Source organism: Hominiventricola filiformis (genome assembly GCF_020686965.1).
In the GTDB taxonomy this organism is placed as follows: Bacteria; Bacillota; Clostridia; order Lachnospirales; family Lachnospiraceae; genus Hominiventricola; species Hominiventricola filiformis.
In genome coordinates, this window is record NZ_JAJEPS010000013.1 from 1 (window position 1) to 13,164 (window position 13,164).

At 35.1% G+C, this 13,164-nt stretch carries 17 protein-coding genes; 5 read left to right on the forward strand and 12 right to left on the reverse strand.

The window, feature by feature from the left end; all coding sequences use genetic code 11:
- Window positions 1-213 precede the first annotated feature (213 nt).
- The 8 genes from LKD36_RS12300 to LKD36_RS12335 form a co-directional block, all read right to left on the reverse strand.
- Entirely contained in the window at window positions 214-1,449 is a 1,236-nt protein-coding gene (locus tag LKD36_RS12300; RefSeq protein ID WP_308459747.1) for an MFS transporter, read from the reverse strand.
- Between the two features lie 15 nt (window positions 1,450-1,464).
- Window positions 1,465-1,980 carry a GNAT family N-acetyltransferase gene (locus tag LKD36_RS12305; protein ID WP_308459748.1) on the reverse strand — a complete coding sequence of 172 codons (516 nt, stop codon included), beginning with the start codon at window positions 1,978-1,980 and terminating at the stop codon, window positions 1,465-1,467.
- A gap of 126 nt (window positions 1,981-2,106) precedes the next feature.
- Window positions 2,107-2,445, reverse strand: a complete 339-nt coding sequence (rhuM, locus tag LKD36_RS12310) for a RhuM family protein (protein WP_308459749.1) — start codon at window positions 2,443-2,445, stop codon at window positions 2,107-2,109.
- A gap of 389 nt (window positions 2,446-2,834) precedes the next feature.
- A complete protein-coding gene (locus LKD36_RS12315; protein WP_308459750.1) occupies window positions 2,835-3,419 on the reverse strand; it encodes a DUF6933 domain-containing protein in 585 nt (194 codons plus the stop codon).
- 248 nt (window positions 3,420-3,667) lie between these two features.
- Window positions 3,668-4,078: a HEPN domain-containing protein gene (locus tag LKD36_RS12320; protein WP_147602024.1), complete on the reverse strand. Its 411-nt coding sequence runs from the start codon at window positions 4,076-4,078 to the stop codon at window positions 3,668-3,670.
- Window positions 4,075-4,404 (reverse strand): nucleotidyltransferase domain-containing protein, encoded by a 330-nt coding sequence (locus LKD36_RS12325; protein ID WP_308459751.1) that lies wholly within the window; start codon window positions 4,402-4,404, stop codon window positions 4,075-4,077. Before LKD36_RS12325 ends, LKD36_RS12320 begins: the two co-directional genes overlap by 4 nt.
- A gap of 438 nt (window positions 4,405-4,842) precedes the next feature.
- Complete coding sequence (locus tag LKD36_RS12330) at window positions 4,843-6,189, reverse strand: AAA family ATPase (RefSeq protein WP_308459752.1); 1,347 nt, start codon at window positions 6,187-6,189, stop codon at window positions 4,843-4,845.
- 38 nt (window positions 6,190-6,227) lie between these two features.
- A complete protein-coding gene (locus LKD36_RS12335) occupies window positions 6,228-6,350 on the reverse strand; it encodes a hypothetical protein (RefSeq protein WP_308459753.1) in 123 nt (40 codons plus the stop codon).
- Window positions 6,351-6,543: 193 nt separating this feature from the next.
- Here LKD36_RS12335 and LKD36_RS12340 point away from each other — a divergent pair, with 193 nt between their 5' ends.
- Genes LKD36_RS12340 through LKD36_RS12350 form a run of 3 tightly spaced genes read left to right on the forward strand, consistent with a single transcriptional unit; the run spans window position 6,544 to window position 8,585 of the window.
- On the forward strand, window positions 6,544-7,419 hold the full coding sequence (locus tag LKD36_RS12340; protein WP_308459754.1) for an MBL fold metallo-hydrolase: 876 nt from the start codon (window positions 6,544-6,546) through the stop codon (window positions 7,417-7,419).
- Window positions 7,420-7,445: 26 nt separating this feature from the next.
- Window positions 7,446-7,865: a hypothetical protein gene (locus LKD36_RS12345; RefSeq protein WP_173691065.1), complete on the forward strand. Its 420-nt coding sequence runs from the start codon at window positions 7,446-7,448 to the stop codon at window positions 7,863-7,865.
- 48 nt (window positions 7,866-7,913) lie between these two features.
- The gene (locus tag LKD36_RS12350) at window positions 7,914-8,585 is read left to right on the forward strand and encodes a hypothetical protein (RefSeq protein WP_270458618.1); all 672 of its coding nucleotides are present in this window, start codon (window positions 7,914-7,916) and stop codon (window positions 8,583-8,585) included.
- 51 nt (window positions 8,586-8,636) lie between these two features.
- Here the strand turns inward: LKD36_RS12350 and LKD36_RS12355 are convergent, their stop codons facing one another.
- From LKD36_RS12355 to LKD36_RS12365, 3 genes are all read right to left on the reverse strand, one after another.
- Window positions 8,637-9,557, reverse strand: a complete 921-nt coding sequence (locus LKD36_RS12355) for a BsuBI/PstI family type II restriction endonuclease (protein WP_308459755.1) — start codon at window positions 9,555-9,557, stop codon at window positions 8,637-8,639.
- Window positions 9,550-11,037 carry an Eco57I restriction-modification methylase domain-containing protein gene (locus LKD36_RS12360; protein ID WP_308459756.1) on the reverse strand — a complete coding sequence of 496 codons (1,488 nt, stop codon included), beginning with the start codon at window positions 11,035-11,037 and terminating at the stop codon, window positions 9,550-9,552. Before LKD36_RS12360 ends, LKD36_RS12355 begins: the two co-directional genes overlap by 8 nt.
- A 488-nt stretch (window positions 11,038-11,525) precedes the next feature.
- On the reverse strand, window positions 11,526-11,723 hold the full coding sequence (locus LKD36_RS12365) for a ribbon-helix-helix protein, CopG family (RefSeq protein ID WP_118732758.1): 198 nt from the start codon (window positions 11,721-11,723) through the stop codon (window positions 11,526-11,528).
- A gap of 90 nt (window positions 11,724-11,813) precedes the next feature.
- Here LKD36_RS12365 and LKD36_RS12370 point away from each other — a divergent pair, with 90 nt between their 5' ends.
- Both LKD36_RS12370 and LKD36_RS12375 read left to right on the forward strand, forming a co-directional pair.
- Window positions 11,814-12,287, forward strand: coding sequence for a hypothetical protein (locus tag LKD36_RS12370; protein ID WP_308459757.1), 474 nt, complete (start codon window positions 11,814-11,816; stop codon window positions 12,285-12,287).
- Window positions 12,288-12,340: 53 nt separating this feature from the next.
- Complete coding sequence (locus LKD36_RS12375; protein WP_308459758.1) at window positions 12,341-12,790, forward strand: hypothetical protein; 450 nt, start codon at window positions 12,341-12,343, stop codon at window positions 12,788-12,790.
- A 179-nt stretch (window positions 12,791-12,969) separates the two neighbouring features.
- Here the strand turns inward: LKD36_RS12375 and LKD36_RS12380 are convergent, their stop codons facing one another.
- A complete protein-coding gene (locus LKD36_RS12380) occupies window positions 12,970-13,155 on the reverse strand; it encodes a hypothetical protein (protein ID WP_308459759.1) in 186 nt (61 codons plus the stop codon).
- Window positions 13,156-13,164 lie beyond the last annotated feature (9 nt).

The window sequence follows — 13,164 nt, forward strand, 5'->3', positions numbered from 1 at the left end:
GGTTTTCGTTAAAACTTACTGTCTAATGGTAAGGGTTTTAAAAACTCAAACTGTCTAATCTATAGGGTACATTTTATTTATATGCGGTCAGCAAAACAAAAAAATCCAGAAAAAACCTGCAAATTCAAGCTTTTTCTGGATAATAGGTCTATTCAAATTTCTGAAATCTCGGTTTCGGAAGTCCATACTCTTCTGCCGCATTAAGGATTCTTTTTATTCCGCTTCTGCCGTTGCCATCTTAAAAACAATCATTCCCAATACAAAAAACAGCGAGATTGCTCCCACTCCGATATTTACCTTTCCGGTAAACTGCGCGATGAGGCTGATCACGGTTGTTCCAAGGAAAGAAGCCCCTTTTCCGCATATGTCCATAAGTCCAAAATATTCACCTGATTTTTCCGCCGGTATGATCTTGGTAAAATAGGATCTGGAAAGAGCCTGAATCCCTCCCTGAAACATCCCGACCAGAATCGCCATGATCCAGAACTGCCACTGTGCTTTCAGAAATATTGCAAACACGGCAATTCCAAAATATGCTGCAATACAGATGGTGATCAATGTTCTTACATCATAACATTTGGATAATCTGCCAAACAAAATTGCAAAAGGAAAGGCTACCAGTTGTGTTACCAGAAGCGCTAATAACAGTCCTGTGCTGTCTAATCCAAGGGCGGTTCCATAGGCCGTAGCCATATCAATGATCGTATACACCCCGTCAATATAAAAGAAAAATGCTATTAAGAATAAAAATATCTTCTTTTCATTTCTTATATTTTTCAAGGTGTCGCCAAGACGCTTGAAGCTGTTCCGAACCGCCTTGGTCTGTCTCTCTACATAATGTTTCTGTTGATAGCTTTTTAAAAGCGGGATCGACGCACCGATCCACCAGACTGCAACAATTGCAAATGAAATCATCATCGCCAGCTCTGTGCTGATACCAATCCTTCCTGCCCCGAGAACAACTCCAAGACATACAACAAACGGCACACAACTTCCAATATATCCCCATGCATATCCCTGCGAAGATACATTATCCACTCGATCTTCCGTTGTGATATCCCCAAGCATTGAATCATAAAAAATCAGACTTCCGGAAAATCCAATCTTCGCAATGATATAAATCAGCAAAAACAGGAACCACTGTCTGGAAAATCCAAGGGCAAGGCAACCAATTCCACCTATCAACATAGTCGTTGTAAAAATCGGTTTTTTCAGTCCTTCTGTATCCGCCAGAGTTCCAAATACCGGACCGAGAAGGGCCACAATTAAGGTTGCTGCTGATGTGGCATATCCCCAGTATGCGAGATAATCTGCAGCGGAGAGTCCTGCATTTTCGGCCAGATAGTTAAAATAAATCGGCATGATCGTCGAGACAAGCAACACAAACGCAGAATTTCCAACATCGTATAACACCCAGTTTTTCTCTTCTCTTGTCATTCCAGTCTTCATTCGTTTATTACCTTTCTACAGCACATATTCCATATCGTGCCACTTCTCCCCGCCCCATACAGAACCGGAGATCCCGAGGTCTTTGTAGCCCATCTTTTCATACATCTTTACCTTCTCATCCAGACAGGTAAGCACTACTCGCTTGCGTCCCACTTCCTGCTCCCGTTTCAGATACCGCTCCATGATCTCACTGGCCAGTCCCTGCCCGCGGTATTCCGGCAGTACATCCAGTCCAAGCAGCATTATATTTTTTCCTTTTCTATTATGAAGCGTAATATCTGTAAAGAATTCATCCCGGAATGCCTCCTCATGAGTGGCGATTCCATTTAAAAATCCTGCGATCTTTCCCGTCTCTTTATCAACTGCCACCAAAAATGTCTCCTGGGCCCGGGAGACACGCTCTGTCATAGATTTTGGTGAACAGGCTTCATTAGGTGGAAAACAAATATTTTCGATCTCAATGGCCTGATCCGCTTCTTCCGCCTTCACATTGCGGAACTCAAACCGTTCCTGTAACTCTTCCTTTGTCATACTGTCACTTTCCCCTTTTGATTCAGTAGATTCAGTATATCATAAAGGGATAATTGTGTATATCAGTCAATTCGGAGTAAATTTAAAGAGACTGGAAACGCCCCGTTTTTAAAGGTTTCCAGTCTCTTACTGTGTTAACATTTTATTCACAAACTCAATCGTTGCCCATTTTCTGAAAGCTATACCTCTTTTGGAATTAACTCGATATCCGACAGATAAAATCATATCCAAATTATAAATTTGGGGTCTTCGTCCCCCTGTACTTCCGTCGGAAAAACCGACAGAAGTCTCATCTAGTTCTCCTGAAGCAAGAATATTTGAAATATGTTCGCTTACTGTAGCGTGTTTAACATCAAACAATACTTCCATTTGTTTTTGCGTCAGCCAAACTGTCTCCTGCTCAGGATTAATTTGAACTTCTATATTAACATCACCATCTGTAAATAATACAATTTCATTCTTCATCCTTTAGTTCCCCTCCCCGAATATTTCCCGATAACATTTCTAATGTAAATTTTACAGCACTTTTCAGATTCAGTCCATCTTTATCCCCAACCGATAGAAAAACTCTTACATTGTCTCTTTTGCAGACATACTCCATTCTTGTGCTACAAGCGTATCACACACCATCTCCTAAATAACCCACCATTAAATTTTTACGGTGATAAAGAATTTCAATGTCTATTTCCTTGAAATACAACATAATAAAAAAACGACAGGCAATCCCATAGACTGCCTGTCATCTAAAATAACCCATACTTTTTCCACACATTATTTTTCGTTTCACATATTTTTAGTATCAATCCAGTACCATTGCATTTTTTCATATTTCTGCAAGAAAAAGTTTTGTGGTACTAATCGTTAGTACCACGATTATTTTCTATGTACTGAGCAAAATCAATTACCTTTGCTGGCTTTCTCTTAACAGCAATCCCTAATCGTTCCATGTCTAATTTAAAAAGTTCACTCGGATACCCATATGCATCAAATCCCTCAGGCTGGCAAATATCTCTGTTTAGATACTCACTAAGTTCCCATTGATACTTTGCTTCTTTCTCCAGCTTTTTACCAAAATACTGTGCATCCATTACCATTCTGTTAATGCCACCAACCGATTTCCTACCATGAGTTTTGGTTACAGTTGTATCGCCTGACATTTTAAAATACTGCCCTATCTGATCCTCGGAATATCCCATTTCCTGCATCACGCCATGAATCACGCGGCTGATATACATAGTATAGTAATTCCAGTTTCTTGGTTCAATATCTGTCATTGTTATTGTATAACGATTACTGGCATTCACAATAAACAAGACATTTCTTCCTTTTATTTTCGTCAAATGTGTGTCCCAGCAGAACACAAGTGAAGCGCCTTTGCTTTCTTCAATCTTTGTTGTTTTTAGTCGATCCTGAACTGCTTTTGTTGCACCAATCTCCATATGTATCACCTGCTCATCTCAGGTATTCTTTTTACTTCATTCTGTAATTCATCACTAAAGTCTGATAAATCATCATATGTAATTACTTTCAGTCTAATGAGACGAACAATATCCCATATCTTAATTTTTTCTTCCGAAATTTCTATGACATTTTCTATGACATTTTCATTTGCCTGTGTTGTATACCTAGATCCATAATTCAGATTATACAAAGTCAAGTATTATACTTTTTCATTTTCAATATCTCTTTAATTATTCAATTCCAAATATTTTCTCACCAAATCTATTACTTCTTCCGCTACCGACACCTGCTCTACTGCATCCTCTTTGCTTGCTATATAGAACGTATCATAATCACTCTTATGTCTGATTATCTCGAGTCGAGAAATTTTTCGTCCGATATCACGCGGAAAAATCTCTGTGTGCACATAATTCTTATTAAAATAACTAAGGGTATCTTTATGCTTCTTGAACGCTACAGGCTCTTTGGCAAGCACTGCATCTATCGCATGAAAACAGGAATAATATGCTCTGTTATTCGCTGCTTTATATTTTCCAGCTTCTAATAACAGTTTTGCTGCTTCAAGATCGTCTTCCGCCTGTTCAAATTTATACTTGGCAACATCATCAAATGTTCCTTCAGAATACGGTTGCATCATATTACTACCCCATCTTTTTCTACATTACGATAAAACATATCCGCTTTTTTCCAGTAATCAAAATGCGCATTGCTCTGAACTACTGGCATAATATCTGTTCCATGCTCATCATTAAAATCATATGTGACATCACATATCTTTTTCTCCAGAGGACTTACACCCGCTCTGTCTGTATCCACAAGAATCATTACATCTATATCAGAATCCGGTCGGAAATCACCTCGCGCATACGAACCATATAAAATTACCTTCTTCACTTTTGACTCCGTAACATTTTCCACTTCTGCACGATATAACTTTAATAAATCCTCAATTCTTTTTGACATACAAACACCCTCTTTCAATAAACATTTCCCTGTTTTCTTATTTTTAGTATATCCATTTTTTTATGAAAGCACAATGCTTTTTATATTGTCTCTTTTGCAGACATACTCCATTCTTGCGCTACAAGCGTATCACACACCATCTCCTAAATAACCCACCATTAAATTTTTACGGTGATAAAGAATTTCAATGTCTATTTTCTTGAAATACAACATAATAAAAAAACGACAGGCAATCCCATAGACTGCCTGTCATCTAAAATAACCCATATTGAATTTTAATTATTCAAACTCGGCAAGTTCAAAGATATTATTAAATATATTTATTTAAGTTTTGTATCTTTTTTGCCGTTATTTTATTTCAGTTGCATATATTATTTGGGCTTGCTGATTTTCTGTTGCCAATTTGTTGCCATCTCTTATATAAGCATTAACCACTTTCTAATATAATTTTGCAAACTCTTCCAAATTAATATTACTCTCTACATTTGGAAGTGCATCTTTATACAATTCATTAGTAAAATATCTTTTTCTATAATTATAATTTGGATGCAATCGTTCTTCTATCTCAGTGACACATTTAACAGATTTTCTAAAGGTCTTATCATTCATAATGTAATACAACGCTTCTGGATTTACTCCTGCATGATCCATAAGCAGTGTATTATGTGTTGTAATAATTAATTGTCCTTTAATTTGTTCTGCTACAGAAGCTAATAATTTTGTGGCTAATAAATCATGGATTCCTATTCCATATTCATCAATAATAACGCAACTTCCAGAAACTGCTGAAATTAAATATGGTAATAACTCCATTATTTCTTGTGTTCCATTTGATTCAAGTTGAAAATCAATGTCATATTCATGATTCTCAATTCGCTTTCTAAGGTATAATTCATAACGAATTTCATTTTTTCTATTTGATTTTTTATAAAAAGCTTTTACAACATCACTAAACATAGATTTAAAAAATTGATTAAGTAATTTTTCAACTCTATCTAAAACTTTCTCATTCTTTTTTTCAATTACACCATTCACAAGGTGTCCTATAATTTCATTTTCTGAATTCAAAGCTATTTGTTGACCATCCGCAGACTTAGGTATACGAAAATTAATTTTTTCAAAAGCAGTCATTACTTTCATTAAATTAATCGAAATATTAGAATTGATATATGTATCCGCTTTATCATTCATCTCAAAATACAAAATAGATAATAATGTATGTTTTCCCCAATACATCTCTATTTGATTTTTTATCAAATCATAGAACTCTTTTGATTCAAATATTTTTTCATTTATGTATACTTCATCTTCATCTATATTATAAAAACAACCTTTGTTTTTATTTACTTTATATTCCAAACGTTCCTTCACAATGCTAAATGAATCCATTTCTACATAATAACAGCCAACTCCACCCTCTATATTAAATTCATATTCTAATGACAGATTTTCATTAGAATTAATCATTTTATATTCTTCTATAATGCTTTCAATACCATTATCTGATAATTTCGATTTCAACATTTTAAGCATTATTTCTGGTTTGAACGGAAAGTCCTCTGGTGGTGTAAACTTTTCATCCAGTAAATCTTTAAGCATACCTTTCACCTGCATCGTTCCCATAGTTCTCTCTAAAGCTAAAAATGCCTGAGCAATGGTTGTTTTTCCACTTCCATTTTCTCCATAAATAATTGCTAGTGGCTTATATTCACCTTTCTTTGCCCGTAAATTAATCTCAACATTTTTGAAGGACTTAAAATTTTTCAACTTTATATTCGTAAACATATTCTTCTCCTTTTACGATTACAAATATAACATTTCCTTTATTTATTTTCAAGTATTTTATCAATTTTTGCTTTTATTGTAATATTTTGTAACATTTTCTCCATTTTTATATTGACATTTTTCTTTGATGTGAGTATAATATCCTCAAGATTAGCACTCATCTTTTCGTTCTGCTAACATTCCAATAATTAAAGAAACCAGTAGCGGCAACTACTGGTCCCTCAAAAACAACTGTTTTTTCTAGATTAACATACAATTCTCTGGAACACAACGGGAACGTTTATTCGTCTTTCTTTGATTATTGTTTACATAGATGCAACTCGTAAACAAACTTTTCAAAAAAAGGAGAAATCCATGAAAGAAATTTTAATTTTAAGTTCCAAAAGCTATGAAAACTCTTCAACAACCAATTATGGTGATTGTATTTTAATCAATACTGGCACCGAATTGGTCATCTATGATTGTGGTCACGAAGCACATGCTGATTTTGTCATTAACTACATGTCCCAAAACGGATTTGACAAAGCAAAGCTTATCTTATCACACAATGATTCTGATCATTTTGATGGCATTCCTAAACTTTTAAATGAAGATAAGATTTCGGTCATTCGTACTACATTACTTCTAAAATATAAAGACCGTATTTTAGAGGAAATTGATGACAAACGTAAAAGTCGGAATTCCGTTGCGCAACAAATTCTAGACTTATACGATAATATTGCACAACTTTCCGGTGCTCCTTTAGAAGATATTTACGAACATCCGGAAGACCTCTGTGATGAAGTCAGCATTGTTGGTCCTGACTTTGATTATATGATCCAGACTGTTGCCAAACGCTTAGACGGACGAGAAGGTGACACAATGGATGGTGAAACTGCTGTAAATGCAACCAGCATTCAAGTAAAGGTTAATGTTGGCTCACATACTTTATTGCTCTGTGGAGATTGCTCATTCCCTGCAATCGAAAATATAGTTCATGATTACAATGCCGTACAGCTCCCACATCACGGAAAATGTAAGCAAGCAGAAAAAATTTTTGAGAACAAATCAGACCAAGCATACTCCGTTTATATCGTATCTGATAATACCGGTAACAGTAATGGCGGCTCAGACAATTTAACTACCAAGGGACATCGAGTATATAATACGAAAAAAGAAGGAAACATCACCATCAACAATTCAACATTTTCTGGTTCAACTATAAAAACGGGCCGTATCTTGGGTATTTAATTATGCGTCTCATATTGCAAGATTGTATGATGAATGAATTGTCTGCCCGACAAAAGTTTTTCTACGAAACTTTTCATTTATGGTTTGTGATTAAGTCTATTAATAATTACGGTGTTCAATTAGTCAGTATTCCTACTAATTGCATAAAAATATTATTTATCGTAGGGCACAATACATTTGTAAAGGACTATTTAACATGTACCAGTTTTGAAGAAGAAAAAATCGTTGCCATCACATGTGATGGCACGATTCACTTTTCAAATCTAAGACTTCCAAATAAAACGATATATATTTCTCACCAAAACGACCATAATTACGCTGACTTGCTCAATGGTGCTCTATACGGATTTGATTTTGATCTGACCGAATCAGAGATACTCCTGTACAATGCAAGTAAGTTATTATCTCCTCTACAGCGCATTGAAAAAAGTTTTCACAAATTATAGGAGGTGTTTAACATTAAAGAAATTTACACTAATTTAGGAACATATAATTTGAGAGCTCGCATAAGTGTTGGAATTATTTTTTTAGCACCTTGGCTTCTTGAATTATATCTACTCATTCCGGAAATTAATAGTATATCATCAACATTAATTGTTGGAATAATCACTTATGGACTTTGCAATATAATTATTGTATATTGTAGACTTCCTGGTGTTAAAGCAATGAAAAAGTGTTTCCCAAATTTACTGCCTGCACAAGAAGCATTACTGCCTTCCAATCACTATATTGATTCCATTACAAAACACAGATATTACCATTTCTTTTCAGAGCATATGCAAGATTTTAAAATATTTCCAAGCGACTCAGAAATGACCCCTTATGTATCCTCTGCAGTAACTTGGTTAATATCTCAAACCCGAGACAGTTCTAAGTTTCCTCTGATTACTGAAGAAAATATTAACTTTGGGTTTACTTATAATTTACTAGGGTTAAAACCATATGGAATAGTATTGTCTATAGTAGGGATAATCATTAATCTTATGCTATTATATCCATATTTTCCCAATTTCACTAACTGCTCAAAAATTATGGCATGCTTAATAGTCAACTTACTTTTTTTACTTCTTTGGATATTCGTTATAACTCAACAGCTTGTAATATCCGCTGGAAGGAAATATGCCCGTGCATTATTATCTGCTTGTGATTCTAATCTTTGGGATTAAATTCATAGCTGGTGTTTGTACATTCATACACCAGCTATTATTCATGTATAACTACCTTGGTCCCATAAATCGATCGCCATTCAGATGTATCATATGCTCCGGCATTTCAGCAATCCAAACTTCTGTTTCCCATGCGAGTTCTTCAGCAAATTTCTTATACGTCTTGAAATTCAGAAATGCTGTTACAAATATTTTTCCTGCCGTAACATCTTTTGTCATCTCTGTGATTTCCAATATACGTTTCGGATCCATCGGCCCTACAGACGTTACCGACTCAATAAAATAAATCCAGTTCTTATCCTCACGATATAGCACTACATCAGGCATCTTATCATGTAACGTAATTTCAAATCCCAGTTCTTTTAATTTTTCTACATTCTTTACCAGATCTTTTTCTATTGTATCGCCAACGTACAAGCACTCAGAATTTGGTGCAAATCTTGGTGCAAATTCCTCGATAATGGCTTTTTGCAGCTCATTATGCTTACCCATAGAAAATTTAAAACTTTCACCATTTATATTTACCGGCATCATTGTCATCTTCTTTTTAGAAGCATACAAATCAATTAACTTTTCATGGTAACAAAGAAACCGCTTTATAGATTCTTTCCACGCTGGTGTTTCCATCGTTCTCAGTATTTGTACAGTTTCCTCCGTCAATCTGTACCGATAATTGGGGCTGTTAGTTGCTTTTCCATTATCCTCTATCAAAGCAGCGGTACGAAATCTATGCAAAGCCTGCTTTCTAAATGTTTCTCTGCTGTTTTCTGCATAGCTCATACCGTAAAATGTATTAACAAACTGAATAATATCATGAATACGAATCCATTCATTTGTTGCTTCACTCCATGACATATCCGGCTTTATTCCTGCCATAGCCAGTATCACATAGCAGCATATATCTGCCTGCTGTGCTTTAGGCATACCTATTGTTTGCAGAAATTCTCTTGTTTCCTCTATTTTCTTATCCACAGTATCCCTCCAATATCAAATTACAATTTGCCTCCGAATAATCCTTACTTTTAAGCACTTTTCTGCCCATTTCCTGAATATCCTCTAAATCCGGCACAGGCATTGCATTAATCTCTGTTGAATTAACCTGTGTAGACCCATTCAAAATACGATAATATTCGTCATAAAGTGTAGAATTAAATAATACATACAACCCATACACCAGGCATTCTGACATTTCCGTTAATACACCGTCCACAAAATTAATTTTATTCTGTGTACTTATCTTTTGGTACTGAGGAAATTTTTTGGCCAAATATACTCCACACTGTAATCTTCGAGGTTCTTCCTTTGCCGTAAATCGCTTTACAAATAGATAATTTTTGTTATCTTGCATTAATCCCTTTTGTTCTGTCACCACATATTCATGCTCTTTCTGTATAGGGAATTCTACTTTTCCCTGTTTTATATGCTGCGAATAAAATAAAGGAATTGCTCCTTCTTCTTCCTCATCTCGAAGTATTTCACGATTACGGAAATCTACGGTCAATCCGGTTTTCATTTTTACACCTATTGCTGGAAGCGTCTTATCAAACTTATGCAGCTTCTTTAATACTTCCACTTCATTTTCATCTGTTACAAGATAAACATAATAGTCTGATCCTGCTACAACCAGATCATACGGAACCGTCAATGATGTCAACTCTCCAAAATCACTATTGGATTTCGATGATGTAATCGTAACTGTTTCTGGCTTTTCACTTGTCTTTTTTACTTTAATAATAATTGTTTCCTGTAACACACTTTCTTTGTCGAAAACCTTATTTCTGCTGATAAAAAGGTGAATATGTTCCAATTTCCCTTCTGTCAGAAAATATTCCCGGAAACGTTTAAAATACGCCCCTGATGTCCATGACCTCGGAATGATGTAAACCAGCTCTCCACTTTCACATAAATTAAATAATCCCATAGACGCAAAAATGAAATATAAATTCGGTGCACCATAACATACCTCTGGCATCGCTGTTGCTTCTGGCGCATCTTTCGGAATTTTCATATACGGCGGATTTCCAATCACAAAATCATATTTCTTAGGCTCTGCATTTCCTCCCAACATATGATTAAAATCCAAATACTGGCTCAAAATATAATTATCTTCAACGATATTAACTGTAAGTTTTTTCTTTGTCTCTTCTTTACAATATTCCAGATTGCGTTTCAACAATGGCAATACATTTTCATCGTTCTCATAACAGGTAAGTTCAATCTCCTGAATAGAATCTATTGTTTCCAATCGCTCAATAAAGGCACATGATAATATACCTGAGCCAGCCCCTGCATCAAGTACACTTACTTTGCCTGTTTTCTCATCGAAGTTATATAATCCAGACATAAAACGGGCAGTTTCCATACTGGTAAAAAACTGACCATATTTTTTACGTTCTTTTTTCGGCATACTCTCTATATATTCGTTTGTAAGTTCTATAATTTTTTCTAGCATATTCCACCTACCTACAAGCCTTCTATTTCTTGTTATTATACTATAGCGCACCTCCTTTTTCAATGTCCTTTTGCAAACATATGTTCTTATCTATTATTAGCTATCATCAACTTAAAATCTAGGCATAGTATTGAAAAATATGTAATAAGAAAAGAAAAACCTTACCGATATTCAGTTTTTTACTTCTGAAAATCAGTAAGGTTTCTTTATATACGTTATGAAATAAAATTTTTATCTCTTGAATAATCACAAAATGTTGCCATTTTGTTGCCAATCACTAAGCAAATTTGTTTGTAATCCGCATAAATACTGGTTTTTTATGATTGTATGGATTATTCAATCTCGATTTTGACAATTGTATCTTTAAATAAAAACAAGTTAAATCCAGTGTATTTCACATCATCATTTTCTACATTGTCTCTAAAATATGCATTATTTAAGTTTTTTGCAAGCATATTGCAAGCACAGGTTTAATTGTGCATAGATTGTCACTTGTTTTCAATGACGCAGCGTTCGGCTGCATATTCTAAAAAAATGCCAATCAATTCATTTCGACTATGCCCTGTTTGGGCTGATATTTTATCCAGTTTCTCTACAGTTTCCTCTTTCAATCGCACGGAGAATGTTTTATACCCATCATCTCCTTTTGTTCTTTTAGGATGTAATACTAATTTTTCTTCTTTCATGTCAAATCACCTCTATGTTGAATTTTATGTTTCCATAGATGTGATTTATATGTTATAATTTATGTTATAAATTGTATTGGAGGGATTGAAATGAACTCGGACGAATTATATACACTGAAAAGTATGGTGCTTGATAACTACGAGCAGTACCATGACGGTCTTAGAATACTCTTAGAAAGCGATAAGGGGCTCTACAAGGCGTTTGGACAGTCTCCCCGTACAAAGTACCTAAAGTCAGAGAACTTCTATCTAACGTCAAAAGAACGCCTTACATACATGATGGGATTCATTGATGCCTTAGCTTGGCTGACAAGGCAGGGAAAGTTAGTTCCAGACACATTCCCCACAGATGTTGCAGGCTTCACAGACCCAGAAGAAACGCCGGAAGAACGAGCAGAATATTTTGAGAAACGATATAAAGGCTTATCGCCGGAACAGCGTGCCGAACTGGAAGCATTTGATAAAGAAACCGAAGATCTGTGGCTTGAACAAGTTGAAGAAAGCATTAAAGAGAATAAAGTAATCAACAATCTGATTCTGCGTATTATCACTGGGGAAGATTAGAAATTGGAAACTCATACGATATGTGCTTTGATGAACGATTATGAGGTGTGAATATGAACAATTACAACTATGATGATGAAATACGAGAGGAACGGCTTGCAAGGGAAATTGGTAGGAAGTTTGCCGAGTTAGGATTTGGTACCGTTCAGACAGAAGAAGAATATGAGAAGTCAAAGAAAAATTTCAAAAAAAAAGAAAAACGAGACATGTTTTTTGTTTCTGTTTTCAGTGGGTTGAGAACGATTATTTACACGCCACTATCCATTGCGTTTCATGCAGTTTCATTTGTAGCAAAAGGGATTGGCTACATTTCTTCTTTCGGACTGATTGCAGGAGTTTACTATCTGTATCAGTCTTTTTGTGCTTTCAAGAGCGGTGTTCCGTTTGGAGAAATCGGAGAATTGAACAAGGCAGTATGCTTCATCATCTTTCCTTTTGTTGCTTATCTGGTAAGCTATGTTTGCGAAAAAATCCACATTTACTTTGAAGAAAATGCATACTAATGCTATCGTTGAATAGTAACAGAACAGTATAAGGAAACCAAAGAATTGTGGTGTGAAGAAGTCGAAGAAAGCATTAAAAAGAATATCCCAAAAGCGATGCATTTAAATTTTAAACACGTCGCTTTTGGGATTCGAATAAGTCAAGTCCACTTTTATTTGGTTCAACAAACTGGAATTTCTCATTTCTTCATTTTAGGTGCAATAAGCAACACTACTGTCACAAGAAAATATACACCATACAGTAACCACGTAATAGTATTGTTCCATGGAAAACTCTTTTCTGGATGGTTCAATGCAAACATTATAAATACAATAGCTATAATCAGCATTATCAAACCGATGATCCTTGATATACTCTTTTTCATGTAAAGCAC

What these genes read in the sequence shown, in the direction of transcription:
- LKD36_RS12300 (WP_308459747.1), bottom strand. Translation starts at nt 1,449, where the DNA reads ATGAAGACTGGAATGACAAGAGAAGAGAAAAACTGGGTGTTATACGAT.
- LKD36_RS12305 (WP_308459748.1), bottom strand. Translation starts at nt 1,980, where the DNA reads ATGACAAAGGAAGAGTTACAGGAACGGTTTGAGTTCCGCAATGTGAAG.
- rhuM (WP_308459749.1), bottom strand. Translation starts at nt 2,445, where the DNA reads ATGAAGAATGAAATTGTATTATTTACAGATGGTGATGTTAATATAGAA.
- LKD36_RS12315 (WP_308459750.1), bottom strand. Translation starts at nt 3,419, where the DNA reads ATGGAGATTGGTGCAACAAAAGCAGTTCAGGATCGACTAAAAACAACA.
- LKD36_RS12320 (WP_147602024.1), bottom strand. Translation starts at nt 4,078, where the DNA reads ATGATGCAACCGTATTCTGAAGGAACATTTGATGATGTTGCCAAGTAT.
- LKD36_RS12325 (WP_308459751.1), bottom strand. Translation starts at nt 4,404, where the DNA reads ATGTCAAAAAGAATTGAGGATTTATTAAAGTTATATCGTGCAGAAGTG.
- LKD36_RS12330 (WP_308459752.1), bottom strand. Translation starts at nt 6,189, where the DNA reads ATGTTTACGAATATAAAGTTGAAAAATTTTAAGTCCTTCAAAAATGTT.
- LKD36_RS12335 (WP_308459753.1), bottom strand. Translation starts at nt 6,350, where the DNA reads ATGAGTGCTAATCTTGAGGATATTATACTCACATCAAAGAAAAATGTC.
- LKD36_RS12340 (WP_308459754.1), top strand. Translation starts at nt 6,544, where the DNA reads ATGAAAGAAATTTTAATTTTAAGTTCCAAAAGCTATGAAAACTCTTCA.
- LKD36_RS12345 (WP_173691065.1), top strand. Translation starts at nt 7,446, where the DNA reads ATGATGAATGAATTGTCTGCCCGACAAAAGTTTTTCTACGAAACTTTT.
- LKD36_RS12360 (WP_308459756.1), bottom strand. Translation starts at nt 11,037, where the DNA reads ATGCTAGAAAAAATTATAGAACTTACAAACGAATATATAGAGAGTATG.
- LKD36_RS12365 (WP_118732758.1), bottom strand. Translation starts at nt 11,723, where the DNA reads ATGAAAGAAGAAAAATTAGTATTACATCCTAAAAGAACAAAAGGAGAT.
- LKD36_RS12370 (WP_308459757.1), top strand. Translation starts at nt 11,814, where the DNA reads ATGAACTCGGACGAATTATATACACTGAAAAGTATGGTGCTTGATAAC.
- LKD36_RS12375 (WP_308459758.1), top strand. Translation starts at nt 12,341, where the DNA reads ATGAACAATTACAACTATGATGATGAAATACGAGAGGAACGGCTTGCA.
- LKD36_RS12380 (WP_308459759.1), bottom strand. Translation starts at nt 13,155, where the DNA reads ATGAAAAAGAGTATATCAAGGATCATCGGTTTGATAATGCTGATTATA.